General features: G+C 41.5%; 25 protein-coding genes. 17 read left to right on the forward strand and 8 right to left on the reverse strand.

Annotated elements, in window-relative coordinates; genetic code table 11:
* The first annotated feature begins 7 nt into the window (after window positions 1–7).
* The 4 genes from L0B70_RS01675 (at window position 8) to L0B70_RS01690 (ending at window position 3310) form a co-directional block, all read left to right on the forward strand.
* Window positions 8–1108 carry an ABC transporter permease gene (locus L0B70_RS01675; protein ID WP_235142593.1) on the forward strand — a complete coding sequence of 367 codons (1101 nt, stop codon included), beginning with the start codon at window positions 8–10 and terminating at the stop codon, window positions 1106–1108.
* A 129-nt stretch (window positions 1109–1237) separates the two neighbouring features.
* Window positions 1238–2362 (forward strand): ABC transporter permease, encoded by a 1125-nt coding sequence (locus L0B70_RS01680; RefSeq protein ID WP_235142594.1) that lies wholly within the window; start codon window positions 1238–1240, stop codon window positions 2360–2362.
* Window positions 2363–2462: 100 nt separating this feature from the next.
* Window positions 2463–2834, forward strand: coding sequence for a hypothetical protein (locus tag L0B70_RS01685; RefSeq protein WP_235142595.1), 372 nt, complete (start codon window positions 2463–2465; stop codon window positions 2832–2834).
* Window positions 2831–3310 (forward strand): hypothetical protein, encoded by a 480-nt coding sequence (locus L0B70_RS01690; RefSeq protein WP_235142596.1) that lies wholly within the window; start codon window positions 2831–2833, stop codon window positions 3308–3310. Before L0B70_RS01685 ends, L0B70_RS01690 begins: the two co-directional genes overlap by 4 nt.
* A gap of 142 nt (window positions 3311–3452) precedes the next feature.
* Here L0B70_RS01690 and mazG read toward each other — a convergent pair whose 3' ends face one another.
* The 4 genes from mazG to ruvX form a co-directional block, all read right to left on the reverse strand.
* Window positions 3453–4220: a nucleoside triphosphate pyrophosphohydrolase gene (gene mazG, locus L0B70_RS01695; RefSeq protein WP_235142597.1), complete on the reverse strand. Its 768-nt coding sequence runs from the start codon at window positions 4218–4220 to the stop codon at window positions 3453–3455.
* Between the two features lie 134 nt (window positions 4221–4354).
* Window positions 4355–4906, reverse strand: coding sequence for a DUF5606 domain-containing protein (locus L0B70_RS01700; RefSeq protein ID WP_235142598.1), 552 nt, complete (start codon window positions 4904–4906; stop codon window positions 4355–4357).
* Between the two features lie 47 nt (window positions 4907–4953).
* Window positions 4954–5526 carry a peptide deformylase gene (gene def / locus L0B70_RS01705; protein WP_235142599.1) on the reverse strand — a complete coding sequence of 191 codons (573 nt, stop codon included), beginning with the start codon at window positions 5524–5526 and terminating at the stop codon, window positions 4954–4956.
* Between the two features lie 2 nt (window positions 5527–5528).
* Window positions 5529–5939, reverse strand: a complete 411-nt coding sequence (ruvX, locus tag L0B70_RS01710) for a Holliday junction resolvase RuvX (RefSeq protein ID WP_235142600.1) — start codon at window positions 5937–5939, stop codon at window positions 5529–5531.
* 110 nt (window positions 5940–6049) lie between these two features.
* Between ruvX and L0B70_RS01715 the strand changes: the two genes are divergently transcribed.
* Complete coding sequence (locus L0B70_RS01715; protein WP_235142601.1) at window positions 6050–6532, forward strand: histidine phosphatase family protein; 483 nt, start codon at window positions 6050–6052, stop codon at window positions 6530–6532.
* Between the two features lie 60 nt (window positions 6533–6592).
* Here L0B70_RS01715 and L0B70_RS01720 read toward each other — a convergent pair whose 3' ends face one another.
* The gene (locus L0B70_RS01720; RefSeq protein ID WP_235142602.1) at window positions 6593–8146 is read right to left on the reverse strand and encodes a serine hydrolase; all 1554 of its coding nucleotides are present in this window, start codon (window positions 8144–8146) and stop codon (window positions 6593–6595) included.
* A 135-nt stretch (window positions 8147–8281) separates the two neighbouring features.
* Here L0B70_RS01720 and L0B70_RS01725 point away from each other — a divergent pair, with 135 nt between their 5' ends.
* From L0B70_RS01725 to L0B70_RS01775, 11 genes are all read left to right on the forward strand, one after another.
* The gene (locus tag L0B70_RS01725; protein WP_235142603.1) at window positions 8282–8632 is read left to right on the forward strand and encodes a VOC family protein; all 351 of its coding nucleotides are present in this window, start codon (window positions 8282–8284) and stop codon (window positions 8630–8632) included.
* Window positions 8633–8806: 174 nt separating this feature from the next.
* The gene (locus L0B70_RS01730) at window positions 8807–9931 is read left to right on the forward strand and encodes a hybrid sensor histidine kinase/response regulator (RefSeq protein ID WP_235142604.1); all 1125 of its coding nucleotides are present in this window, start codon (window positions 8807–8809) and stop codon (window positions 9929–9931) included.
* Window positions 9932–9935: 4 nt separating this feature from the next.
* On the forward strand, window positions 9936–13514 hold the full coding sequence (locus L0B70_RS01735; RefSeq protein ID WP_235142605.1) for a response regulator: 3579 nt from the start codon (window positions 9936–9938) through the stop codon (window positions 13512–13514).
* An 11-nt stretch (window positions 13515–13525) separates the two neighbouring features.
* On the forward strand, window positions 13526–13900 hold the full coding sequence (locus L0B70_RS01740) for a response regulator (RefSeq protein WP_235142606.1): 375 nt from the start codon (window positions 13526–13528) through the stop codon (window positions 13898–13900).
* A gap of 2 nt (window positions 13901–13902) precedes the next feature.
* On the forward strand, window positions 13903–14724 hold the full coding sequence (locus L0B70_RS01745; protein ID WP_235142607.1) for a protein-glutamate O-methyltransferase CheR: 822 nt from the start codon (window positions 13903–13905) through the stop codon (window positions 14722–14724).
* On the forward strand, window positions 14725–15291 hold the full coding sequence (locus tag L0B70_RS01750) for a chemotaxis protein CheB (RefSeq protein ID WP_235142608.1): 567 nt from the start codon (window positions 14725–14727) through the stop codon (window positions 15289–15291).
* Entirely contained in the window at window positions 15288–15677 is a 390-nt protein-coding gene (locus L0B70_RS01755) for a response regulator (protein ID WP_235142609.1), read from the forward strand. Before L0B70_RS01750 ends, L0B70_RS01755 begins: the two co-directional genes overlap by 4 nt.
* A 157-nt stretch (window positions 15678–15834) precedes the next feature.
* Window positions 15835–17193, forward strand: coding sequence for an orotidine-5'-phosphate decarboxylase (gene pyrF / locus L0B70_RS01760; RefSeq protein WP_235142610.1), 1359 nt, complete (start codon window positions 15835–15837; stop codon window positions 17191–17193).
* A 269-nt stretch (window positions 17194–17462) separates the two neighbouring features.
* Window positions 17463–18167 carry a DsbA family protein gene (locus L0B70_RS01765; RefSeq protein ID WP_235142611.1) on the forward strand — a complete coding sequence of 235 codons (705 nt, stop codon included), beginning with the start codon at window positions 17463–17465 and terminating at the stop codon, window positions 18165–18167.
* A gap of 132 nt (window positions 18168–18299) precedes the next feature.
* Complete coding sequence (locus L0B70_RS01770; RefSeq protein WP_235142612.1) at window positions 18300–18800, forward strand: GreA/GreB family elongation factor; 501 nt, start codon at window positions 18300–18302, stop codon at window positions 18798–18800.
* A gap of 111 nt (window positions 18801–18911) precedes the next feature.
* Window positions 18912–19490 (forward strand): YceI family protein, encoded by a 579-nt coding sequence (locus tag L0B70_RS01775; protein WP_235142613.1) that lies wholly within the window; start codon window positions 18912–18914, stop codon window positions 19488–19490.
* 35 nt (window positions 19491–19525) lie between these two features.
* Here L0B70_RS01775 and L0B70_RS01780 read toward each other — a convergent pair whose 3' ends face one another.
* Window positions 19526–20404 carry a DUF4846 domain-containing protein gene (locus L0B70_RS01780; RefSeq protein WP_235142614.1) on the reverse strand — a complete coding sequence of 293 codons (879 nt, stop codon included), beginning with the start codon at window positions 20402–20404 and terminating at the stop codon, window positions 19526–19528.
* Window positions 20405–20496: 92 nt separating this feature from the next.
* On the opposite strand from L0B70_RS01780, the gene L0B70_RS01785 reads away from it, so the two are divergent.
* Window positions 20497–23316, forward strand: coding sequence for an aminopeptidase (locus L0B70_RS01785; RefSeq protein ID WP_235142615.1), 2820 nt, complete (start codon window positions 20497–20499; stop codon window positions 23314–23316).
* 133 nt (window positions 23317–23449) lie between these two features.
* Here L0B70_RS01785 and L0B70_RS01790 read toward each other — a convergent pair whose 3' ends face one another.
* Both L0B70_RS01790 and L0B70_RS01795 read right to left on the reverse strand, forming a co-directional pair.
* On the reverse strand, window positions 23450–24301 hold the full coding sequence (locus L0B70_RS01790; protein WP_235142616.1) for a lamin tail domain-containing protein: 852 nt from the start codon (window positions 24299–24301) through the stop codon (window positions 23450–23452).
* An 86-nt stretch (window positions 24302–24387) separates the two neighbouring features.
* Window positions 24388–25134: a T9SS type A sorting domain-containing protein gene (locus tag L0B70_RS01795; protein WP_235142617.1), complete on the reverse strand. Its 747-nt coding sequence runs from the start codon at window positions 25132–25134 to the stop codon at window positions 24388–24390.
* Between the last annotated feature and the right edge of the window lie 151 nt (window positions 25135–25285).

The raw sequence follows: 25285 nt of genomic DNA on the forward strand, positions 1-25285 counted from the left end.
TAAAGGAATGAAGCAACTTCTGACTTTCGTCAAAAAAGAATTTTGGCACGTTTTGCGTGACAGAAGAATCTTGCTGATCCTTTTCGGAATGCCCGTGGTGCAGATTCTGCTTTTTGGTTTTGCTCTGAGCACGGAAGTGAAAGACACAAGAATCGGCGTTCTCGATCAGGACAAATCCCAGAATTCGATGGAACTGATATCGAAAATTGGCGCCAATCAATATTTCGATATCTACGAAAATTTGGCTTCGGTCAGCGAGGCGGAAGATGCCTTCAAAAGCGGAAAAATAAAAATGATTGTGGTCATTCCGGCGCAGTTTGCCCAAAATTTAAACAGCGATTGCAAAGCCAAAATTCAACTCATCACGGATGGCGCCGACCTTAATCTCGCCAATCAGATCTATAGTTTCATGTCGAATATTATTCTGGATTTTTACGGAGAGCAGAATTTTAATCAGCGTTCCGGCGTTCAACCCGAAATCCGCATGCTTTATAATCCGCAGTTAAAAGGCGCGCCAAATTTTGTTCCCGGTGTTATGGCTTTTATCCTTTTAATTATCTGCGTTCTGATGACGGCCATCGCCATCGTTCGCGAAAAAGAAAGCGGCACGATGGAAGTTCTGCTCGTTTCGCCCATGAAACCTTACATCATTATCCTCGCGAAAGCCATTCCGTACTTTATCTTATCGGTGCTGATTCTTATTTCCATCCTTATACTAAGCGTCACCGTTCTCGATTTACCCATTCGAGGAAACCTGTTATTACTGTTTGGCATCAGCATTATTTTCATCATCACGAATCTTCTTATTGGCATCGTTATTTCCATTCTCACGAATACACAACAAACGGCTATGCTCATTTCGCTTGTCGGCACCATGCTTCCAACGCTGATGTTGAGCGGCTTTATGTTTCCCGTGGAAAACATGCCGGTGCCGCTTCAAGTGGTGGGAAATATAATTCCCGCAAAATGGTATTACGAGATCGTAAAAAACATCATGATCAAAGGAACCGGTCTTGAAGTGCTCTGGAAACACGTGCTCGTTCTTTTTGGAATGATGATTATTTTGTTCGTTATCGCCGTAAAAAAATTCAAAATACGTTTGGAATGAAAAAACAAAAACGCAATGCTAAGCGAAACGCCTCTGCGACCTCAAAACTATCAAGTAAAGAAAATTATCATCAGAAGACTTTGCGTTAAAAAAACACCTTGGTTTTAAAAACACAGTTAAAAAATCAAAATGTTCAGAACCTTATCCATCTTAATTAAAAAAGAATTTCTCCAAATATTCCGGAACAGATCGATCCTGGCCATTATTTTCGTCATGCCGGTCATTCAGTTGGTTATTCTTCCGCTGGCTGCCAACTACGAGATCAAGAACATCAAAATCGCCGTCGTGGATCACGATAAATCGACGCAGTCGCGGGAATTGATCCGAAAAATAACGGCTTCCGGCTATTTTAAAATGACGCACTACGGCGAAAATTATGAAAAAGCCTATGAGGAAATCGAAAAAGATAAAGCCGATCTCATCCTCGAAGTCCCAAACAATTTCGAGAAAGATCTGGTTCGTGAAAACAGTGGGAAAATCTTGCTCGCCATAAACGCCATCAACGGAACAAAAGCCGGACTTTCCGCCAGTTATCTCGCACAGATTTTACAGCATTATAACCGACAGATTCAGGTAGAAATTGATCCTGGCGCCGAAAGTTCCGCCGAAACTTCAGGTTTGGAAATCCTTCCCACATTTTGGTTTAATGAAAATTACAATTATCGGCTTTCCTTAGTTCCGGGAATTCTGGCTTTTTTAGTCACATTGATCAGCGGATATTTGGCAGCTCTAAATATTGTGCAGGAAAAGGAAACAGGCACGATTGAGCAGATTAACGTATCGCCCATTAAGAAAAGAGATTTCATTTTAGGCAAACTTATCCCGTTCTGGATTCTGGCGATGGTTGCGTTCACCATCGGACTTTTCGTCACCATTTTCGTTTATAATATTCAGATGCAGGGAAGCTTTTTGTTGCTCTACGGGTTTATTGCCGTCTATCTGGTGACGGTTTTGGGTTTGGGACTTTTGGCTTCGGTTTACAGCGAAACGCAGCAGCAGGCAATGTTTATCGTTTTCTTTTTTATGATGATTTTCATTTTGATGAGCGGACTTTTTACACCAACCGAAAGCATGACGGAGTGGGCAAAATATATCGCTTACGCCAATCCCGTAACGTATGGCGTGGATGGTATCCGCTTAATTATGTTGAAAAACAGCGGCGTGCGGGATCTTCTGCCCCATTTTTCATTTCTGATAGGTTTGGGAAGTGTCGCGATTACGTGGGCAGTTTTGCGTTACCGAAAAACCAATTAGGAAACACCTTCAAGACCTGAAGACCTGACTTTAATCATTGCAGAAAAACCGCAGAAAGCCCGGCGTATGGTTTGAAAGTCTTACCTTTAAGTACCTTCTTATGAAAAAGAATCTTCTACTTTTCGCTCTTGCAATTTTTGGTTTGCTCACGCTTTTTATGAGCAGTTCCGTGCTTTTCGACTGGTTCGGGATTCGCGCGAAAGAAGGCCATTACGTTCCGTTTATCGTTTGGGCAAACTGGCTGTGTGGATTTCTTTATATAACAGCTGCGTACGGCGTTTGGAAAAATAAAACCTGGAGAAAAATCCCACTTTTCAGTGCTGTCGTTATTTTAATTCTTGCCTTCTTTGGACTCTTTATCCACCTCACTGGTGGCGGTTTGTACGAAACAAAAACCCCCGGCGCACTGGCTTTCCGGCTCGGCGTGACCGCAGTATTTTTATTAATAACAAAAAAAATAAATCAAAAATGAAAAAAGTATTATTATCAGCATTGATAGGCATCACAATGGCAACGTCGTGCGACAAAAAACAGGCGGATCATGCAGAACATCTGAAAACGGAACAAACTGAAACAAAAGATTTCGTGCAAGAAGCAAAATCCGACGAGCACGAGGCACATACCAAACTTGACCTGAATAACGGCAAAAAATGGGCAGTGAACGATGAAATGAAACCATTTGTCGCGGAAACAGAAACCCAACTGAATGCTTACGAACCCAAAAACGGCGATTATAAAATGCTGGCTTCAAACCTAAGTACTTCTACCGATAATTTGGTAAAAAGCTGCACTATGACCGGCGTTCCGCATGACCATCTGCATGCCTGGCTGGCGCCGCACATGAAAGAAATTGAGAGACTCAAAAAAGCACAGAATCGGCAGGAGGCCAATAAATCGGTAGACGAGTTAAAAGAATCGATGGAAAAATACCACGCGTATTTTAATTAAAGACAGACAGTTAGCCAAAACGGAACTTTGCACCTCAACCGGAGCGAAGTTTTTTCGGTGACACAGCGCGGAACAGGAAAGCGGCAGCATTTGGACAAACTTAATTTTCCAAGGCCGAAAAATGCAACATTAAAATTATACGCTATTCGCTTTTCTTGGCTTCCTCCCAAAGTTCATCCATCTGGTCTAAACTTAAATCGGCGAGGTTTACACTTTTTTCGCGCGCAAGATTTTCCATTTTTTGGAACCGCGTGATGAATTTATTGTTCGTTCTTTCCAAAGCAGAATCCGGATTAATGCCGGAAATCCGTGCATAATTGATGAGCGAAAAAAAGACGTCGCCCAATTCCTGCTCTTTCTTCTCCGGATCGGTTTCCGCATGAAATTCGGCCAGTTCTTCGTCCACTTTTTTCCAGGCATCTTCCGCGTTGGCAAATTCAAAGCCGATTCCTTTTACTTTATCCTGAATCCGGTAGGCTTTGATTAAACTTGGTGTCCCTTTCGTGACGCCCGACAGAACGGATTTGTTGCCTTCCTTCAGTTTTAGTTTTTCCCAGTTCTGCTTCACTTCTTCTTCATCTTTCACTTGAACTTCGCCATAAATATGCGGATGCCGAAAAATAAGCTTTTCGTTCAGCGAATTAATGACGTCAGCGATATCGAAACTGCCTTTCTCCGACCCGATTTTCGCATAAAAAACCAAATGCAAAAGCACGTCGCCGAGTTCTTTTTTAATCTCGGGCAGATCTTCTTCCAGCAGAGCATCAGAAAGTTCATAGACTTCCTCCAACGTTAAATGCCGCAGCGTCTGCAGAGTCTGTTTTTGATCCCACGGGCATTTTTCCCGCAGATCATTCATAATATCGAGTAAGCGGTCGAATGCTTCGAGCTGGTCTTTTCTGGAGTTCATTTTTGGAAAATTTTGTGAAATGATAGTCTTGCCAAGCTGGCGATGACACAAAAAACCTCATCAAAGTTAAAACTTCGACAAGGTTATAATTAAAGTTTTAAGGCAAATAATCAAATCCCGAAAGATTTAATAATTTATCCCATTTTTCTGTGCGTACTTTTGGGTGCAGATTTTGCGGAGGAAGTAGAAACTTTCGCTTTCGGTGCAGCAGCTTTATCTGCTTTTGGTGCAGCTTTTTTTACGTCTTTTTTATCGGCGATCGCAGGTTCTTCCTGTGGGGTTTCTTCAGATTTCACGAAGCTGTCCGGCGTAATGTATCCCGCTTTGTGAAGAATGTTGTACCACTGCGCCAATTTTTTAATGTCGGACACGTATACTCTTTCATTGTCGTAATCCGGCAAAGATGCTTTCATAAATTCCCGCAGGTCTTCATCCGACGATTTATGAGAAATGGTTTCTTTGTAATCCGTGTTTTTTGCCACGTTTTCGAAAACATCAAACAACGGAACTTCCTGGTCGAATGTAAACATCGCGATATTATCGAGCAAACTTACCTGCGAAGTATTGCCGATGCTCACTTTCTTTTTCGTTAAAACATCTTCGATGATGAAACCGTTCTTCAACTGAGAAATTAATTTGAAAAGACCCGGCTTTCCGGAGATCGAAATTATTTTTTCTAACTGCATCTATTTAATTTTTTTGTTTAATATTTATTCTGTATCACTGCAATTTCCTATTTCGGAAATCTCATTTTGTAATTGACGGAAACTTCGCCCTGCGAGATTTTTGCGAGTTTTCCTTTGACTAATTTTTTCTTGAGGGAACTTAAATGATCCGTAAAAAGAATTCCTTCAATATGATCGTATTCGTGCTGAATGACCCTCGCACGCATGTCGGAAAAAGTCTCGGTATGTTTAACGAAATTTTCGTCGTAATATTCGATCACGATGGTTTCCTTGCGTTTTACATCTTCGCGAACATCTGGAATTGAAAGGCAGCCTTCGTTGAATTTCCACTCTTCGCCGGACTCATCTAAAATTTTGGCGTTAATTAAAACCTTTCGGAAACCTTTCAGCTCCTCGGCGATATCTGCGTAATCTTCATCTTCCGCCAGCGGCGAAAGATCGACGACAAAAAGGCGGATATCCAGCCCAATTTGGGGTGCGGCCAAACCAATGCCATTGGCGGATTCCATAGTTTCAAACATATTGTTTACGAGGTCCTGCAATCCTGGGTAATCTTTATCTATCTCCTGACCGTGTTTTCGTAAAACCGCATCGCCAAATGCACGTATTGGTAATATCATTTCTATTTCTGTTCTAAAAAATTCTGCAATATGATTGTTGCACTTACTTTATCTATTAATCCCTTTTCTTCGCGTTTTTTCTTGCTTTTTCCGCTTTGGGAAATAAAAAACGACGCCATTTTCGACGTAAACCGTTCATCAAACCGATGAATTTTAACAGCGGGAAATTCTGTTTTAAATTTTTCGAGGAACTTTAAAATATCAGCTTCAACATCATTCAAATTCCCTTTCAAATCCGTTGGAAGTCCTACCACGAGAGCTTCAACGGTATTTTCGCTGAGATATTTCCGGAAGAAATTAAATATATTTTTGGTTTCCACCGTGGGTAAACCCGACGCAATAATCTGGAAATCATCGGTTGCTGCAATGCCGCAACGTGCTTTTCCGTAATCCACGGCAAGGATTTGTCCCATAGTCTGCAAATTTAATAAAAATTAGTTAACTCATTTTTACGCGACGTGCACTTTTTTTATCATTCTTTTGAAAATTATTTATAATTTTATTAGCTTAAAAAATTCAACGAATGAAAACACTGATTCTTGTTCGCCACGCTAAAAGCGACTGGCCGGAAGACACCGAGGATTTCGACAGACCTCTTGCCGAAAAAGGCGTTCAGGATGCCGTGAAAATGTCGCAGTTTTTAAAGGAAAACAACATTCAGATCGACAAGTTTGTATCCAGTCCCGCGCTTCGGGCGCTTTCTACTTGCGAAATCTTCGACGAAGTTTACCATATTGGAATCGAGACGGACCGAAAGTTATACAATGCCTCGGAAAGTAACTTTGAGTTGGTTACTTTTGGCTTGCAGGATAATTTCGATTCTGTTGCATTTTTTTCCCATAACAACGGCATTTCGAATTTCGCCAATTCCATGACAGAAGATCTCATGATGTTTCCCACCTGTGGGGTCGCCGGCTACGCAATTGACTGCGATTCCTGGTCGGACTTTGAAAACGCGGATAAGAAGCTGCTTTTCTTTCACGAACCGAAAAAGATTAAAATTTAAACAAAAAAAAACCTCATCAAAATCAATTTGGTGAGGTTTTTACTTTTATTTGGAATTGCCTTAATTCTTTCGCTGCAGATCCAGATCTTCAAAATCGAAACTGAAATCGGTAATGTCGGAGATCGGTTTCATTTTCATGGACTGCGCTTTGCCGTTTTCATCCATATTAAAATTCACGAAAACATCGGCGTCGTAACTTCTGTCTGTCCATTTCGCAACCATAACATTGGGCGTGTACGGCAAAAGTTCTCCACTTAAACGCGGCGAATTTTTACAGAAAATCCGGAAAGATTTTCCGTCTGAAGAAATATTTACCTCGCCAAACCACGGATCTGTGTACGTTCCTACGATTTGTTCTGCTTTAATTTGCGCTTTTTTATCCTTTTTAAACGCATCGGATTTTGCAAAAATTTCTTTCTTATCTTTTTCGTAATCGGCATTAACTTTCGCCATTCGGTCGCCATAGGTTTTCAGCCAGTCTTTCTGCGGCATTCCCAGATAAGAATCTTTAACGGTATTAGTGATGGCACTGAAAGCCGCCCCACTCTGCTGATTGGTTAAAACCACGATGCCTAATTTCATATCCGGAATCAACGTAAACTGCGTCACGGTCCCGATTAAACCACCCGTGTGATACACCTGTTTATGGCCTTTCACATCCGTTAGAAACCAACCGAGACCATAACCGCCGAAATTGGAATCGTAAGGATTTTTCAAAGCGACCGGCGTTGAAATCTGTAAATTCCATAACTGCTGGACCTGCTTATCTGAAACTAATTTTTTTCCGTCTTTGGTCGTGAAACCGTTCATCAGAAATTCTGCCCACGTCGTCATATCTTTAATGTTGCTGATAATTCCGCCCGCAGCGTTCGCCGTTTCATTCCAGTCGTGCGGCACCGTAACTGCTTTGCCGTCCACGGGCGCGTGCGCATCGATGATGTTCGAAACATTCGCCGCTTTTGCATGCTTATAACTTCCAAAACTCGCGGTCATGCCTACGGGTTTTAAAATGCGCTGCTCCACGAAATCCGCCCACTGCAAACCGGACACCCGGTGAACAATTTCGCCCGCGACGATGAACATGATATTATTATAGTCTAAAGTGGTACGGAAGGGATTTTCCGGCTTTAAAAATCGTACGTTGTGAATGATGTCGTTAACCGTAAGCGGGCCGCCTTCCGGGAAAAACATGAGATCGCCCTGTCCTAAGCCAAGTCCGGCGCGGTGTGTGAGCAAATCTTTGATGGTAATTTCCTGCGAAACATAGGGATCATACATTTGAAATTCCGGAATGTATTTGGAAACTTTGTCGTCGAGATTTAATTTTCCTTCGTCTGCTAACATCGCTAAGGAAGTTGCGGTAAAGCCTTTCGAATTGGAGGCGATTCCGACTAAGGTACTTTCGTCCATTTTCTGCTTCGTGGTAAGCGAACTTACGCCGAAGCCTTTTGCGTAAACGAGTTTCCCGTCCTTTACAACGCCGACCGAGATGCCGGCAACATCGAAAGTTTTTAATGTTTTTTGGATGAGTTCATCGAGTTTAGCTTCTTCAACCTGCGCAAAAATCTGCGTAAAGGAAAGAAACAAAAAGAGAAAAGAGATCTTTATTTTCATTGTAAAAACTGTTTTTTCAAAGGTAGAAATTTTTAGAAGAAAAGATTGAAGGCTTTTTATGAAAAGAAACCGCGCTACCATTAGAAAGAGGAAAAAGAGTATATTCAGTTTGCATCCACCTTAAAACCCCAAAACATGCTTACCTCCATTGTGCCGAAATTACCCATGCGAAAGAAAGATCGGACGCTTCAGTATTATGTAGACCGCTTACAATTCAACCTCCGCAGGGATTACGGCGACTATTTAATCTTGGAAAAAGATGAAATTGAAATTCACTTTTTTCTTTTTGAAAATCTCAATCCAAACAAAAATTATGGACAGATTTATGTCCGCACCAACGATATTGAGCAGCTGTACAGGAATTTATTGGAGCGAAATGTAGAAATTCATCCGAACGCACCCTTAGAAACAAAACCCTGGGGACAGAAAGAATTTGCGCTGCTGGATCCTGACCATAATTTGATCACCTTCGGGCAGGCTTTCTGAAAAGTGAAAATCTTCATAAACGATTGGTTTTTTTTGGATAATTCATGTCTATTTATAAAAAGCCCTGTTAAATGTGCTTTTATATGCCGCGAGCACTAGTTTGCTTTTGTTAAAAAGCTGAAAAGTATTATCTTTGAGATCTTTTGCTGTTTAACATAACACGAGTTTCTACAAATGATCTTAATAGTCGACGATTCGCCGGAAAATATTATCTCTCTGAAAAAAGTCCTGGAGAAAAATGATTTTGAGGTCGATACGGCATCTTCCGGGGAAGAAGCTTTAAAAAAAATACTGAAAAAATCTTACGTTCTCATCATTCTAGATGTACAGATGCCTGAAATGGACGGCTTCGAAGTCGCCGAAGCGATTTCCGGTTACAGCAAAGCAAAAGAAACGGCCATCATATTTTTATCCGCTGCCAGCGCCAACGTTAATTTGATTACACGCGGCTATTCTTCCGGCGGTTTGGACTATATCAGCAAGCCCGTGGATATGAATATTCTGCTCTTGAAAGTAAAAACGTTTTACCGAATTTACGAACAAAGCCGCGCCTTAAACGAGATGCAGACAAAATTGCGGAAGGAAATCGAATTCCGGAAAGAGGCAGAGTGCAAAAAAGACGAATTCATCAGCATCGCCAGCCATGAACTTAAAACACCCATGACGAGCATTAAAGGATACATTCAGTTGCTGGAGAGAAGTTTGAACAAAAACGATATTGAAACCGTTCGAACACGCCTGCACAAAGTACAGGATCAGGTGGAAAAACTGAACGTATTGATCGCGGATCTGCTGGACATTTCGAAGATTGAAAGTGGAAAAATGAAGCTGAACAGGCAGGAGTTTTCTTTTGACGATCTTGTAGATCATATTATTGAAGTGATGCAGCAGTCGAATCCCGACGTGAAAATTTTAAAGAAAGACTATGCCGACGTGAAAATTTTTGGCGACGAAATGCGCATCGAGCAGGTGATCATCAACTTCATCACCAATGCCCTGAAGTATGCGCCTAACGGCAAAGAAATTCACATCTCGTCGGAAGTAAAAGGGGACGAACTTTATTTTTCGGTTCGGGATTTTGGAATTGGAATGTCACGGGAACATCAAGAAAAGATTTTTGAAAAATTTTACCGTATCGAAGAAACGTCAGAGCGTTTTCAGGGTCTGGGCATTGGCCTCTACATTTGCCAGGAAATTATCGATCGGCACCAAGGGAAAATAGGCACTCACAGTATTCCTGGCAAAGGATCTGAGTTTTATTTTCAAATACCATTACAGCCTGAAAAGGTAGCAAACTAATATCATGAGTTTTAAAAAAAATCTTCTTTTCGGACTGGGCTTGTCGCTCCTCCTGTTATTCATAAGTTCTTTGGCATCGTATATAAGTATCAACAATCTGATCAACAATTCGCAGATGGTGCGAAACAGTAATAAAATCATTAAGGATCTAGATAACCTTTTATCCCTCGTAAAAGATGCGGAAACAGGCCAAAGAGGTTATCTGTTGACCGGGAATCAGGCGTTTTTGGCGCCCTACATCAAAGCGAAAGAAAATATTTCGCACAGCATCGCGGCTTTACAGCCTGCGATTACCGCAACGAACGTCCAAAATGACAATTTCGAAAAACTTACTTTCAACATTAAAGCGCGTTTGCATATCCTGGACGAAAATCTCAACTATAAAAAAAGAAATAATGTTGTATCTGCCGAACAGTTGCTGAAAGGAAAAAAGTACATGGACCAGATTCGGGTAACGGTGGCCAAGATGGAGAACGAAGAAGAAACAATTCTCCTCTCCCGGACCGAAAGAATGGATAAGTTCGCGGCTTTCACCCCCTTTCTTATTATTTTATCTGCCCTGCTTGCCATTGGGATCACGCTTGTTTTTTTCCGGAAGGTGTCACAGGATTTTGACGAAAAAAATGTTCTTACCGAAGAACTTGAACAGAAAAATGCTGAAACTGAAAACCGCCTCGTGGCGATAGAAAAAGTGGCAAAACAAATATCGGCAGGCGATTACAATATTCTGCTCGATCAAAATGCGAAAGAAAGTCTGGGCAGCGTTGCCGAGCCACTTAATCTTATGGCCGAATCGCTTCAAAATTCCTTTAATTTACTCGAAGAAAAAGAATGGCTAAGTTCCTCTATCGCAGAGCTTAATGATCAGACGTTGGGCGAAAAAACAATGGAAGCTTTAGCCACAGATCTTTTGGAAATTCTTACCTCCATCACCGGAAGCCGTATTGCTGCAGTTTATCTGCAGGGCGAAGATAATCAGCTCCATCTGCAGGGAACTTACGCCGCAGAAAGAGACGTACCGAAAATCCTCAAAATTGGCGAAGGAATAACCGGCGAATCATTTAAATTGGGCAAAGAAATCCTCGTTAAAGAGATCGGCGGCAGTGAGTCTACGATCACGTACGCGACAGGAAAAACAAAACCAAAAAATATTTTAGCCCTTCCCATTACCAGAAATGGCTCTGCAATGGGTGTTATCGAATTGGGCTCCACTCAGGATTTCTCGGAACGGCAATTTAAATTTCTCCGCGCGGTCGCTGGCAATATCGGCTTGGCTTTCTTTTCAGTTCAAAATCGTCTGAAACTGCAGGAACTTCTGGAAGAAACCCAATCGCAATCTGAGGAATTACAAACTCAACATTCAGAATTAGAAAACATCAATGCTGAACTGGAGGCGCAATCCCAGAAATTACTCGCATCCGAAGAAGAACTGCGCGTTCAGCAGGAAGAACTGCTTCAAAGCAATCAGGAATTGGAGGAACGAACCGGCTTACTGGAAGAAAAAAATCTACTTATTGAGGAACGCAACATCAGCATTCAACAAAAATCAATGGAGCTGGAGCAAAGCACCAAATATAAATCTGAATTTCTCGCCAACATGTCGCACGAGTTGCGCACGCCGCTGAATTCGATTTTACTGCTTTCCAAATTAATGACGGAAAGCGAAGATCTGGACGAACAGTATGTTGAATATGGCGAAGTGATGCAAAGTTCCGGTCAGGGCTTACTCACACTCATCGATGAAATTTTGGATCTGTCGAAAATTGAATCGGGGAAAATGACCCTCGAAATCGAGGAAGTGCCTTTAGAAAACATTACCTCCGATATGAGAATGATGTTTAACCCAATGGCAAAAGATAAAAATCTCAATTTAAATATTGAAATTGAACCCGAAACGACCACGATTTTAAATACGGATAAACTTCGTCTGGAGCAGGTTTTGAAAAATCTTCTGTCCAACGCCATCAAATTTACCTCACAGGGCAGCATAACGCTCAACGTTTCGAACGATGAGGATAAAGCAAATGTAATTTTTAAAGTATCCGACACCGGAATCGGCATTGCAAAAGAAAAACTGCAGATGGTTTTTGAAGCCTTCCAGCAAGCAGATGGTTCCACGCAGCGAAAGTACGGCGGTACCGGTCTTGGTCTTTCGATCAGTCGTGAGCTCACACGATTGCTCGGTGGTCACATCGGTTTGGAAAGTACCGAGGGAGTTGGAAGTGAATTTACACTTACCATTCCGGTTACGTATACAAAACCTGCCGAAGAGCAGTCTGTATCAAAAGCGGAAGATAAACCGGTTTATCATCAAGAAGAAGAAAACACGCCCGTGAGATTCATCTCAGATCACATTCCGCAGGCTGTGGAAGACGACCGTGATAATATTCTTGAAGGCGACAAGATCATACTCATTATTGAAGACGATACGCCTTTCGCAAAGATTCTTCTCAATTATGCCCGAACCAAAAATTACAAAGTCATTGTTGCGGTGCGTGGCGATGCGGGAATCGAAATGGCTCAACTTTATAAACCCGTCGCAATTCTACTGGATATTCAGCTGCCAATTATGGACGGTTGGCAGGTAATGGAGGCTTTGAAATCCAATCCTGAAACTAAACCAATCCCGGTTCACATCATGTCCTCCATGAAATTTAAACAGGAAAGTTTATTACGCGGCGCCGTAGATTTCATCAATAAACCCTTTGCGCTCGAGCAGATGCAGGAAGTTTTTAAAAAACTGGAAAGAGCCCTGGACCGCTCGCCGAAAAAAGTTTTGATTGTTGAGGAAAACGAGCAGCACGCGAAAGCGTTGGGATATTTTTTAGGCGCCAATAACATTAACACCGACATCGTAAATAATGTGGCCGAAAGCATCGACGCACTGCAGAAGAACGAGATCGACTGCGTAATTCTCGACATGGGAATGCCCGGCAAAAATGCGTATGAAACCTTAGAAACCATCAAACAGAAAAAAGGACTGGAGCATTTGCCCATTATTGTTTTTACGGGTAAAAGCCTTTCGCAGGGCGAAGAAAACCGCATTAAGAAATATGCCGACTCCATCGTAGTGAAAACTGCTTTTTCTTACCAACGCATTTTAGATGAGGCCGGCCTGTTCCTGCATCTGGTGGAAGAAAAAAATAAGAAAAAACTGGAAAATCCCGGCGGCTTTCAGCATTTAGGCGAGTTACGGAACATTTTAAAAGATAAAACCGTGCTCATCGCAGATGATGATGTTCGGAACATTTTCTCTTTAACCAAAGCTTTGGAAATCCAGGGCATGAAAGTTATTCCGGCCATGGATGGAAAGGAAGCTTTAAAAATATTGAATGACGATCCCACCATTGATATTGTTTTGATGGATATGATGATGCCCGAAATGGACGGCTACGAAACCATCCGCGAGATTAGAACGTCGCAGCGCTTTAAAAATATTCCGGTGTTGGCCGTTACCTCTAAAGCCATGATGGGCGACCGCGAAAAATGTATTGCCGTAGGCGCCTCCGATTATATCTCGAAACCCGTGGATATTGATCAAATGGTCTCCTTATTACGAGTCTGGTTGTACGACAAAATATAAATGTTGTGTTTATGAAAAATCAAAAAGAGCTCCTCATCATCGACGATGACAGTCGGAATATATTTGCCTTAAGTGCTGTTTTGAAAGCCAAAAAATACCAGTGTATTTCTGCGCTGAACGCCAGCGAAGGCCTAAAGTTACTCTCCAGCAACAAAAATATCGGCGTCGTGTTGATGGATATGATGATGCCTGAAATGGATGGTTACGAAGCCATGGCAAAAATTAAAAGTACCGATGCCCTCAAAAACATTCCCATCATCGCCATTACCGCGCAAGCCATGGCAGGCGACCGCGAAAAATGCCTTGCCGCAGGTGCAGACGGCTATATTTCGAAACCGGTAAATGTGGACGAACTGATGAAACTGCTTAATCAATTAATAGACTAACCTTGAATTCCACCGAAAACAGCGATCAATACGTTGAAACCGTACTTGCAGACGTACTCGAAATTTACGGGTACGATTTTACGGGATATTCCCGCGCTTCCCTGAAACGCAGAATTATTCGGCTTTACGAGTTGGATGGTTTCGTAAGTTTTGCAGAGTTCCGGTACAAAATCAGAACCGAGTCGGGTTATTTCAAACGCTTTATGGAGCAGGTTACCATTAATGTGACCGAAATGTTCCGCGATCCGGAGTTTTATAAAGTACTTCGGGAAGAAATACTTCCCCGGCTCGGAACTTATCCCTTCATCAGAATTTGGATTGCCGGCTGCAGCACGGGCGAAGAGGCTTATTCTGTCGCTATATTTCTGAAAGAGCTCAATTTGCTGCACAAATCCATCATTTATGCAACCGACATTAATGCGGCGGTTTTGGAAACTGCAGCGCAGGGCATGATTCCTATGAGCAAAATACAACTTTATACGGAAAATTACATGGCGGCGGGCGGTACCGAACAGTTTTCAGATTATTATTCTGCCAATTATTCCCTCGGAAAACTGAAAGACGAATTGAAAAAAAACATCATTTTTTCAACGCACAATCTGGTGTCCGATCATTCTTTTAATGAATTTCAGCTCATCCTTTGCCGAAATGTTCTTATTTATTTCGACCGGCCTTTGCAGGCAAAAGTGTTCGAACTCTTTCACAGCAGTTTAGAAAATTTCGGATATTTGGCTTTAGGCACGAAAGAAACCCTGGACTTCTCCCCCGTTTCCAAAAAATTTGAAAGACAGCCCAAAGGTAAAATCTGGCGAAAAAACGATTAAATGAAAGATTGCAAAGCATTAATTATCGGCGGATCAGCTGGAAGTCTGGAAGTACTCTTGAAAGTGCTGCCCGATCTTAAGGTGGATTTAAATTTTCCGGTTATTGTGGTGATGCACCGAAAAGCCGGGAACGAAAATCTTTTAACCGACCTTTTCCGAGCACGTACCAAATTAAAGGTAAAAGAGATCGAAGAAAAACTGAAACTGGAACCCTCTGTAATTTATATTGCGCCACCGGACTATCATCTGCTCCTCGAGAAAAACAAAAGTTTTTCTTTGGATGCCTCCGAGAAAGTCAATTTTTCCCGACCTTCCATTGATGTCACTTTCGAAAGTGCTGCCGAAATTTATACCACAACCCTTGTTTGTCTGCTTTTATCCGGGGCCAATAGCGACGGAACTTTGGGTCTGCAGAAAGTACACAAAAAGGGAGGTCTTACCCTCGTTCAGGATCCTCTTTCAGCGGTCGTCCCTTTTATGCCGAAACATGCTCTGGACAATGCAGAAATTGACGAAGTCCTGGATCCTGAGGCAATGGCAAATTACATAAACAAATTATCATCATGACCACTAACAATATCACTTCAAAACCGAGAAAAAAAATACTCATCTTCGACGATAACCTTGAAATTTTGCAACTGTGCACGGAAATCCTGGAGGATCTTGGCTGCGAAGTAAAAACCTCGCCCACCACCACAGGCACTGAATTGCAGGTTACGGAATTTCTACCCGATCTAATTTTTATGGATAACTGGTTGCCGGATATCAGTGGCATTGAAGCCACTCGCCTGATAAAAGCAAACGCCGACTTAAAACATATTCCCGTCGTCTATTTTTCTGCCAACAGCAATATCAGTCAGTTGGCCGACGAGGCCGGCGCCGACGATTTTATCGCAAAACCTTTCGATATTGATGTATTCGAAGAGATGGTACAAAAATATGTCGGAAATTAATTTTTTTTGAATTTCTCAATTGGCGGTATTGAATTAAATTCACCGGAGAAAAAAAGTGGTCGAAATACCGCATTCGCGGCTTTTTACATTTTTTAACCGTTGTTCTGTAGGCGAAATTTAAGCGAAAATCCTAACTTTGTTTTAAAGTAAAAAGTAAATGGAAACTAAGAAAGAATTTTTTTTGGAGTGTTATAAACTCGGCATCATTAAATTTGGAAAATTTACGCTGAAATCAGGTATCGAAAGCCCTTTTTATGTGGATTTACGTCCATTGGCATCAGATCCGAAAATCCTGAAACTGCTCGCAAATTACCTCCTCGAAATGCTTCCGCTGGATAATTTCGATCTCATTTGCGGCGTTCCTTATGCCGCACTGCCGATGGCTACGGCAATGTCTTTGGAAAGTTATCTTCCGCTCATCATCAAACGAAAAGAAGCCAAACAGTACGGCACGAAAAAAATGCTCGAAGGCATTTACACGAAAGGTCAAAACTGCCTTTTGGTGGAAGATGTGATCACGTCCGGCGCGTCTTTGCTCGAAACCATTCCCGAAATCGAAAAGGAAGGAATCACGGTTTCCGATATTGTGGTGGTTTTGGACCGTCAACAGGGTGGCAAAGAAATTCTGGAAAATAAAGGTTTCCGCGTACATACCCTTTTTACGATTTCCGAAGTGTGCAAAATGCTGCGGGAAGAAGGCCACCTTTCTTTGGAGGAAGTGGGCAGAATTAACGATTTTCTTGCCGGAAATGTGGTAAAATTTGAAGAGGAAAAACGAATTTCATACGAAGAAAAATTAAATATCTGCGATCATTCGGTGGCGCAGAAAATGCTTAAGATCGCGATTGAAAAAAAATCGAATCTTATTGTCTCCGCGGATGTAACGTCTACAAAGGAACTTTTGGACTTGGCGGAAAAAGTTGGCCCGCACATCGTTGCGTTGAAAACGCACATCGATATTCTGTTGGATTTTGATCTGGACGAAACCATTTTACCTTTAAAAGATCTTGCCACGAAATACAATTTCCTTTTGATGGAAGACCGCAAATTCGCGGATATTGGCAACACGCAGGAACTGCAGTTTTCTTACGGAACCTACAAAATTTCGCAGTGGGCAGATCTCGTCACCGCGCAGGTGATCGCGGGATACGATTCTCTGGACTGCTTCCGAAACGTCGGCGTTGTCGCTATTTTAGAGATGTCCTCGAAAGGAACCTTAACAGATGCATCTTATCGCGAAGAGGCCACGAAAATCGCGCAATCTCACCCGAACGTTTTTGGTGGCGTGGCTCAGAATAAAATTCCGAACGAATTGCTTTTGTTTACACCCGGAATTAACCAGTCAACTTCCGGCGACGGAAAAGGCCAGCAGTACAACACGCCGGAACACGCCTTCACGCAGCTGGAAACAGACTTCATCATCGTCGGCCGAGGAATTTATAAAGCAATCGACGCGGAAAAAGCGGCCCTGAGCTATAAAATTACCGGCTGGAACGCTTACGAAGCAAGTTTATAAAAATCAACGCCCGTAAAGTGCAAAATATTGATGCAGGTTGCGGGAGTTTTCTATAAAGATCGGCGGTAGAATTTACAGATTTTAGTTTTAGTTGTTTAAATTTTTAAATGTTTCCGACAGAAAAAATTCTTATAAAGATTATAAAATTTTCGAGCGTGCGACGACATGCGTTATCTGATTTATCGAAGTCGCCAATAGCTTCTTCTTATCCTAAATCAATCGTATTGGGTTTTTAGAACGGTATCTTTGAAAGTATTAAATAAAAAAATATGAAAGTAGATATTTGGAGCGACATCCGTTGCCCGTTTTGTTATGTTGGTAAAAAGAATTTCGAAAAAGCTTTGGACCAGTTTCCGAACAAAGATGAAATTGAAGTGACGTGGCACAGTTTTCAGCTCGATCCGGACATGAAAACGCAGCCCGAAAAAAATTCTCTGGAATATTTCTCCGAAATAAAAGGTGTTCCAGTGGCGCAGGCGAAAGAAATGTACTCCCACGTTTACAAAGCCGGGAAAGACGCCGGGATTGAATTTAATTTCGACCACCAGAAAGTTGCAAACTCCTACAGAGCGCATCTTTTGCTCCAACTCGCAGCCACCAAAAACCTGGCGAACGAAACGGAAGAAGCTTTGTTTAAAGCACAACTCATCGACGGAAAAAACATCGATGATGAAGCTACTTTAGTCGAGATCGGTCAATCGGTTTCTTTGGAAGAAGAAGAAATTAAAAATGCTTTAAATGCCGATGAATTTAAGCACGCGGTTTCGCAGGACGTCATGTTGGCGCGGCAAATGGGCATTAATGCGGTGCCATTTTTTGTCATCAACGATAAATACGGCGTTTCGGGTGCGCAGCCCTCGCCGGTATTTTCCGAGGTTCTGGAAAAATCCTGGGAAGAGTTTTCGGGTGGCGATCGTGGACTTAAAATAATTCACAGCGGCGAAAGTTGTGATGTGGAGGGAAACTGCGATTAAGAGAGCGCATTTCGAAATCATTTAAGAAAAAAGTTCGACCGAAACTTCTGAAATTATTCAGAAGTTTTTGGTTTTAAATGAAAGCCGGTTTCGGACTGAAAGTTGCAGTGTTCTGGCTTAAAATATTGAACCATGAGCCGAGGATTTGTAAAAGAAGATGATCAGGAAGAAGTTCCGATGGTAGCACCAAGAGCGGATTTGCCCGCGGGAACCGACAATTTCGTGACGCAGAATGGCATCGATGCCTTACTCGCTGAGCGCGAGATCCTTTTGCGCGAACAGGAAAATTTAGATTCTTCTCAGGAAAAGGAATACCGGATTTCCTTCAATCATTCGAATGCAAAACTTCAGTTGCTGAACGAGCGCATTGCCACAGCAAAGATCATCGACAGTTCGAAACTGCCGCAGGACGAAGTGCATTTCGGTGCAAAGGTGACTTTTAGAAATGTTGCCAATAAAATGCAGCAGACTTTTCAGCTGGTTGGCGTGGACGAAGCCAATATTTCCAAAGGTAAAATATCTTTCATCACGCCGATTGCCAAAGCTTTAATGAATAAAAAAGTTGGCGACGAAGCCATTTTAAATTTAGGAGAAACCAAAAACGTTTTCGAAATTTTAAAGATTGAATATTAAATTTACTTTCTGCAGAAAAATTGCTTTTATTGAATGTCTTGCAGATGAAGCGAATTTCTTAATATATTGGTATCTTTATCTCATTAAAATAATCCCATAAAATAAAATGCTATGTTAAAGAAAATGACCGCTCTGCTCGCAGTTCTGATGTTGACAGTTTCTGCCTTCGCTCAAAAAGTTTTGGTGAACGATCCGGCCCATTCCAGAATTCAGTTCACCGTAGTGCACCTCGGAATCAACGATATCACGGGGAATTTCAATACGACTGCTTTAACCATTAATGCTGATGAGAAAAATTTTGTGAATTCAAAAATCACTTTTAGCACGGATATCAACTCCATCAACACGAATATCGAAGCACGCGATACGCACCTTAAAAGCGCCGAATTTTTTGATGCTGCTGCCTATCCAAAGATGGAATTTGCCTCAACCTCTATCGTAAAAGGCAAAAACAAAAACGAATATACCATGACGGGTAACCTTACCATGCACGGCGTTACAAAACCTGTTGTATTAGACCTTATTTACAGAGGTTCTACTTTAAACCAAATGAACAAAAAACAAACGTACTCTTATCAGGTGATGGGAACTCTAAAAAGATCCGATTTCGAAATTGGTACCAAATTTCCCGATGCAATGGTGAGCGATCAGGTAAAAATTAAAGGCGATTTTGAGCTTACTGAAAAATAAATGATCATTTTTTTAAACTAAACGGAGCGTTTCTATTAAGGGCGCTCCTTTTCTTTTTCTGCAAGACTGTGAAATCTCTTTACCGACGTGGGTTCAAAAATATATTTTGCCGTAACGGTTTTCGGTGAATTTACATCAAGCTCATACCACGGCGAAAGCTTACTGTTAACGGGATTTCTTAAGATATGAATGTCCTGCGCCGGCATAAAACTTTCCGCCAATAGATAAAGCCGTTTCCCCAACTTGTTGCGCGCAACACCCACAACAATAACCGAATGCCCCGGACTTCCGGGTTTGATGAGAAAGTCTCCGGTTTGAATTTGGGAATTCCTCAGAACAGGAACCGATTCATGATCCAAAGAAATCGTTCCTGCGTACCGAAAAATAACATTCAGATATTCCCGGAAACGTTCATAAGAATCATCGCTTTTTCCGGTGTTGAAAAAGCTGACACGCGTTTTTACTTCTTTCGTGCGGATTCCTTTTTTATAATCACTCCACGAAAAATACTGGCCGCTTGTAAATTCGAAACCAATCTCTTCAAATCTTTTCTGCGACCACAGATATTCTGCATACAGCCGCATCCACGCATCAGCGCATTGTTGGAGATCTTTGTCGCCCACGTCGATCCGCAGGATGGCGATGTGATTGTATTGTTTTTTGATGGGTACGGCATTGTAGTCGCGGACGGGAAAATTTGGCGGATGCAGCGGAAAATTAAGAAGATATTCACCAAAACTTCCCGGCATTTCGTTCACCCAAAAATAACCTTGTGGTGGCGTAAACCGCGTGCGGATTGTAGATCGGGTTCTGTCGATAATTAACGGCACCGTTGTTTCTGTAACCTGCGAAAAAACAGTTTCAAAGCCAAGCAGCAAGAGAAGAAAAACGATATGAAAAATAGACCTCAACATTGATTATTGCGTAAAAGTACCGATAATTTCGAAATAAATTAAATTAATAAGAGTTTAGGAAAAACATCATTATATTTGAAGCCAATTAGAAAATGAAAAGAATTTTTTGGGGATTTATGTTGTTTACGAATTTTGTTGTGGTTTCTGCACAGCAAGATACCATCTATGTAGCCGGTAAAATTTCTGCAGACCACCGCCAGCTTTCTGTAAGTCAGGAAATTACTTATTTTAATACCACTTCTGCCCCGCTCGACCAGATTAAATTACTGAACTGGGTCGCCGCGTATCAAACCCGAAATACTTCCCTCGTCAACCGAAAATTACAGGACCGCAAAAATGATCTGTATTTTGCCAAACCAGAAGAACTGGGGAGATTACAGCACTTACAGATTAAAGTTGGGGAACAGATGATTTCAGGCGTCGATGCTTCCGTAGAGAATATCTATGTTCTGCTGCCGAAAAAGTTGGAACCCGGCGACAAGGTGAGGCTTTTTTTGGATTATGTGGTTGATCTTCCTGCCAAAAAATTTACGGGTTACGGCAGCGACGGTAGAAAAATAGCCCTGAAATATTTCTTTCTCGTTCCCGATAGTTTTGAGGAAGAAGATCCCTCGCCAAAACATTTCAGCGATATTGAAGAAAATCAAAGTCCCGGCAATTACTGGAAAGTTAATCTCAATGTTCCGGTGAACTATTTTTCGCAAAGTAATCTGCCCGAAGTTCAACCCAATTATTTCGAGGGAAAGCTCAATACCGATCCGGAGTTTGTTATTTCCGAAAATAATTTCAGCACCATTTCGACCGTTGTTGCGGGTAAAAAGACAGACGTTAATTTTGGTTATATTTTGACGGAAGATGAGCGCCAAAATCTGGAATTTTATCTGCCTCTGCAGTTAAACTTCATCAAAAATAAAATCGGTTTTCTGCCCGAAAAAATCTTCATCAGCGAAAAATTTAAAAAAGCCGAAAATTTTACGGGGCTGGACGACATTAAATTCTGGAAATTTCGGTATGAACTTTTTTCCGAAGCGGAAAGAAATGACCTGAATTATTTGAGCATTATTTCCAAAAACATTGTGGAACAGGCGACGGTTTTCGAGAAAAATCAAGATCACTGGCTCTTGAACGGGTTGAAAACTTACCTCGAAATTCAATACATCGAACGCTATTATAAAGACGAAAAGCTTTTGGGAGATTTGCCGGAGAATCTGAATATTTTCGGTTTTAAACCCTTGAAGTTTTTTCACGCTTCCGATTTAAAACTTTCCGCGCGGTATGGTTTGGCTTATCAGTACATCATGACGCAGAATCTGGATCAGAAAATTGGCGAATCCTTTATTAATTTGAGTAACTACAACGCCAATGCCATCAGTTATTTCGAGACCGGAAGTTTGTTTTCTTTTGTCGCTGCAAAGATGGGCGCCGAAAAATTCGATGATTTTGTGCGGCGTTTTTTAGAACAGAATCAGAACAAACATATCGACAAAAAAGCCTTTTTGGATGAACTTACCTTGACTTCCGGATATTCTGCAGATTTTCTGGAGGAATTTATCGACCATAAAAACCGCGTGAATTTTAAATTGAAACGTTACTCAAAATCAGAGGAAGCCTTTCAGGTTAAAATTTCAAAAAACACGTCGGAACAAATTCCCTTTAAGATAGAGACCGAAACAAAAGCCGGCGAAAAAAAAGAATTTTGGTTTGATACGAACGAATCAAAAAAAACCACGGTTTATACTATTCCGCAGTCGAACGCGGATAAAATTGTGATTAACGATGACTACATTTTCCCGGAGGCTAATTTTCGCGACAATTATCTGTACACAAAAGGTATTTTCTCTAACACGAAAAAAATTAAGTTAAAACTTCTTCGCGATATTCCCAATCCGGAATTTAACGAAGTTTACCTGAATCCGCGCGTTAATTTTAATGCGTACGACCGTGTTTTGGTGGGGTTAAACTTTAAAAATTCGTCCTTTTTCGATCGTAAGTTCAATTATTCTTTAACGCCTTATTTCAGTTCGGGCACGGGAAAAGCCACGGGTTCGGGCACGGTTTCTTACTCTTTTCAGCCGGCAGAAAGTTTTTACCGGCGCTTAAACGTGGGTGTTTCGGGTTCTTATTTTCATTATGATTATGACTTAAAATACCGGAAACTGTCGGTTTTTGCAGATTTTAGCTTTAATAAAAATCCAAGAAGCGATATTGGCAGAAGTTTAGGTTTTTCTTATAATTTTTTTGATAAGGATTTAGATCCGAACCGCCTGACGGCAAACGATTACCAAAAATACAATCTCTGGACTGTGGGTTACGGCTATTCGGACCGCCAGATGATTCATGAAAAATATGTAAGTGCAAACCTGCAGTTTATGGAAGATTTTCAGAAAATTTCGGGCGAAGCTTTTTACCGCTGGGAATTTGCGCAGGATAAAAAGGTAAGTTTCCGTTTTTTCGGCGGTTATTTCGCTACGAATAAAACTAAAAACAATTTGTTCGATTACGGAATTTCGCGGCTTTCCAACTACTCCTTTTCTTATGGACTGTTGGGGCAAAGCGCCACTACGGGCTTGCTTTCGCAACAGTATATTCTGGCGGAAGGCGGTTTCAAATCTTATCTGGGCACAACGGCCAACCAATGGATTACTTCCGTTAACGTGGATTCTCATGTCTGGCGTTGGTTCAACGTATACGCAGATGCGGGCGTTTACAAAAACAAATTGCACGATCCGCTGTTTATCTGGGATTCGGGCGTGAAATTAAAGGTGATTCCTGATTTCCTGGAGGTTTACTTTCCCATCCAGAGTTCACTCGGTTTTGAGCCTTCTTTTAAGGATTACGGCAAAAGAATCCGTTTTACCTTGTCGCTTAATTTTTCCGCGATCACGAGCTATTTCCGACGAGGTTGGTTTTAAAGAATTCCGCCGAACTTTGTTCACAGGCATATCTCACTTCGATGGTGTTCGCTCCTTCATAAATCTGGAACCAGCGCGTAAAAAAGCCGCCTTGTTGGTGAACAAGGCGGCTCTTAGTTTTTATTGATAACTATTAGTTCTTCATAATTTTCTGAGAAACTTTTTGTCCGTTTACTTCCGCAGAAATGAGGTACATTCCTTTTGGCAAAGAAGAAACATCTAAGTTTGTGTTTTCGGAAACAGTAGCGGTTTTTACAACCTGTCCGTTTGCACTGATGATTTGAACGTTAGCTTTGGCACCGAAAACGATGGTGTTATTCACATTCGAATTTTTAACCAGGTTAATTTTAATTCCGTTCACATCAGATACTGCTAAACTGGCGGTATTTTGAGGTGTTGGTGCTGCTTTCACAAAATCTGCAGCATTATTATTGGTATCTCCTGCATTTCTGGTCGCAGAACTTGTAGCATCTAAAGCCGGTGCTGCTCCTGCGCCTTCATAAATGTTTGCAGTACCGTATCCCACAAAATCAACAACTGCGGCATCTGTTGGAGCCGTAATCTGTACTACTGCATTGGCCAATACAATCTTTCCGTTGGAAGCGGACATATTAAACCCACCAGTGTAGGTATTGCCATTGCTGAAAGAGGTATTGTTTGCTATAATATAATCCGGTGTTGGTAGAGCCGCGCCGGCAGTTGGCGCACTAGACGGTGCCATTTCGATCAAATATTTTTGACCTGCGTTTAAAGTAATATTCGGTAAAACAGCATAAGAATTAAAACTACCGCTTGCCGACGCATACTGCAACGTAGCACCACTTAACGTAGCTGAGGAGGATCCCAGATTTACAAGTTCTACATAATCTGTTGCGAAAGTTGCAGTAGCGCCGCCGCCGCCGCCATAAACCTCGCTGATTACGATCTGCGCGTTGCTCATCGTAGCGATTGCGGTTAATCCTAAAATTGTAAAGATTTTTTTCATAATAATAAATTTTTATTTAGAGGTAAAATTACAAAAAAAATACTTCTCAAGCTGAGAAGTATTTCAAATTTAACAATTTGTTAAATTTACTTTTTGATGATTTTTTGAGAAACCGGTTGACCGTTTATATTTCCTGTAACGAGGTACATTCCTTTTGGAAGTCCGGAAACTTCTAAGGAAGTATTTTCGTCAACAGAGGCAGTTTTTACGACCTGCCCGTTTGCATTGATTACCTGTACCTTTGCTTTTGCGGCAAAAATAATGTTGTTCGCAACTACCGTATTTTTCACAAGATTCGCTTTTGTCGCGTTTACATCACCAACTGCCAAAACAACAGGGTCTGTAATAACTTTTACGTTATCAATAAAAGCTCTTTTTGCAGTTGTTGCAATAGTTACAGTAGAACCTGCAGTACCACCGGTAAACGAAACTGTTTTAGTTTGAAAGGCATCAGTTCTTGTCGCCGTGTAAGTAACAGTTTGAGGAGCCAAACCACTTACGGTTACGGTAATATCTCCTTCTACAACAGACCAGCCTTTAACATCGAAAGAAACCTTAAAAAGGCCACCATCTGCAGAAAAGTCTAAAGCTTTTGAAGTAATGGAGCCTACTAAAGATCCTGTTCCTAATTTCACGGCACCGCCAGCCTGGAAAGCTTTTACAAGACCTCCGTCCGGAAAGTTCGCATCACCCGGCCACGCCATGCTGTTATTGTTGGTGGAGGTATTGTCTCCCGCGCTTGCCGAAGCAAAGTCGTCAGATAAAACAGTGGTTTGTGCAATTGCTGCAACAGAAAACATCGCTACCGCGATTAAAGAATAAAGTTTTTTCATAATCGAAAATTTAATTGTTAATAAATTGAGGCGCAAAAATACGGTCTTTTTTATAAAGATCATATTGATAACATTAAATAATGGTTAACTCTGCAGTAACAATTTTGAAAGTACTTTTTCGTTACTTTTACACACGATTTACAAGTTACTT

The organism is Kaistella sp. 97-N-M2, assembly GCF_021513235.1.
Lineage (GTDB): Bacteria > Bacteroidota > Bacteroidia > Flavobacteriales > Weeksellaceae > Kaistella.

What these genes read in the sequence shown, in the direction of transcription:
- L0B70_RS01755 (WP_235142609.1), top strand. Translation starts at nt 15,288, where the DNA reads ATGACCACTAACAATATCACTTCAAAACCGAGAAAAAAAATACTCATC.
- L0B70_RS01730 (WP_235142604.1), top strand. Translation starts at nt 8,807, where the DNA reads ATGATCTTAATAGTCGACGATTCGCCGGAAAATATTATCTCTCTGAAA.
- L0B70_RS01715 (WP_235142601.1), top strand. Translation starts at nt 6,050, where the DNA reads ATGAAAACACTGATTCTTGTTCGCCACGCTAAAAGCGACTGGCCGGAA.
- L0B70_RS01750 (WP_235142608.1), top strand. Translation starts at nt 14,725, where the DNA reads ATGAAAGATTGCAAAGCATTAATTATCGGCGGATCAGCTGGAAGTCTG.
- L0B70_RS01780 (WP_235142614.1), bottom strand. Translation starts at nt 20,404, where the DNA reads ATGTTGAGGTCTATTTTTCATATCGTTTTTCTTCTCTTGCTGCTTGGC.
- def (WP_235142599.1), bottom strand. Translation starts at nt 5,526, where the DNA reads ATGATATTACCAATACGTGCATTTGGCGATGCGGTTTTACGAAAACAC.
- mazG (WP_235142597.1), bottom strand. Translation starts at nt 4,220, where the DNA reads ATGAACTCCAGAAAAGACCAGCTCGAAGCATTCGACCGCTTACTCGAT.
- L0B70_RS01735 (WP_235142605.1), top strand. Translation starts at nt 9,936, where the DNA reads ATGAGTTTTAAAAAAAATCTTCTTTTCGGACTGGGCTTGTCGCTCCTC.
- L0B70_RS01700 (WP_235142598.1), bottom strand. Translation starts at nt 4,906, where the DNA reads ATGCAGTTAGAAAAAATAATTTCGATCTCCGGAAAGCCGGGTCTTTTC.
- L0B70_RS01775 (WP_235142613.1), top strand. Translation starts at nt 18,912, where the DNA reads ATGTTAAAGAAAATGACCGCTCTGCTCGCAGTTCTGATGTTGACAGTT.
- L0B70_RS01770 (WP_235142612.1), top strand. Translation starts at nt 18,300, where the DNA reads ATGAGCCGAGGATTTGTAAAAGAAGATGATCAGGAAGAAGTTCCGATG.
- L0B70_RS01740 (WP_235142606.1), top strand. Translation starts at nt 13,526, where the DNA reads ATGAAAAATCAAAAAGAGCTCCTCATCATCGACGATGACAGTCGGAAT.
- L0B70_RS01795 (WP_235142617.1), bottom strand. Translation starts at nt 25,134, where the DNA reads ATGAAAAAACTTTATTCTTTAATCGCGGTAGCGATGTTTTCTGTTGCA.
- L0B70_RS01790 (WP_235142616.1), bottom strand. Translation starts at nt 24,301, where the DNA reads ATGAAAAAAATCTTTACAATTTTAGGATTAACCGCAATCGCTACGATG.
- ruvX (WP_235142600.1), bottom strand. Translation starts at nt 5,939, where the DNA reads ATGGGACAAATCCTTGCCGTGGATTACGGAAAAGCACGTTGCGGCATT.
- L0B70_RS01685 (WP_235142595.1), top strand. Translation starts at nt 2,463, where the DNA reads ATGAAAAAGAATCTTCTACTTTTCGCTCTTGCAATTTTTGGTTTGCTC.
- L0B70_RS01680 (WP_235142594.1), top strand. Translation starts at nt 1,238, where the DNA reads ATGTTCAGAACCTTATCCATCTTAATTAAAAAAGAATTTCTCCAAATA.
- pyrF (WP_235142610.1), top strand. Translation starts at nt 15,835, where the DNA reads ATGGAAACTAAGAAAGAATTTTTTTTGGAGTGTTATAAACTCGGCATC.
- L0B70_RS01785 (WP_235142615.1), top strand. Translation starts at nt 20,497, where the DNA reads ATGAAAAGAATTTTTTGGGGATTTATGTTGTTTACGAATTTTGTTGTG.
- L0B70_RS01765 (WP_235142611.1), top strand. Translation starts at nt 17,463, where the DNA reads ATGAAAGTAGATATTTGGAGCGACATCCGTTGCCCGTTTTGTTATGTT.
- L0B70_RS01725 (WP_235142603.1), top strand. Translation starts at nt 8,282, where the DNA reads ATGCTTACCTCCATTGTGCCGAAATTACCCATGCGAAAGAAAGATCGG.
- L0B70_RS01720 (WP_235142602.1), bottom strand. Translation starts at nt 8,146, where the DNA reads ATGAAAATAAAGATCTCTTTTCTCTTTTTGTTTCTTTCCTTTACGCAG.
- L0B70_RS01675 (WP_235142593.1), top strand. Translation starts at nt 8, where the DNA reads ATGAAGCAACTTCTGACTTTCGTCAAAAAAGAATTTTGGCACGTTTTG.
- L0B70_RS01690 (WP_235142596.1), top strand. Translation starts at nt 2,831, where the DNA reads ATGAAAAAAGTATTATTATCAGCATTGATAGGCATCACAATGGCAACG.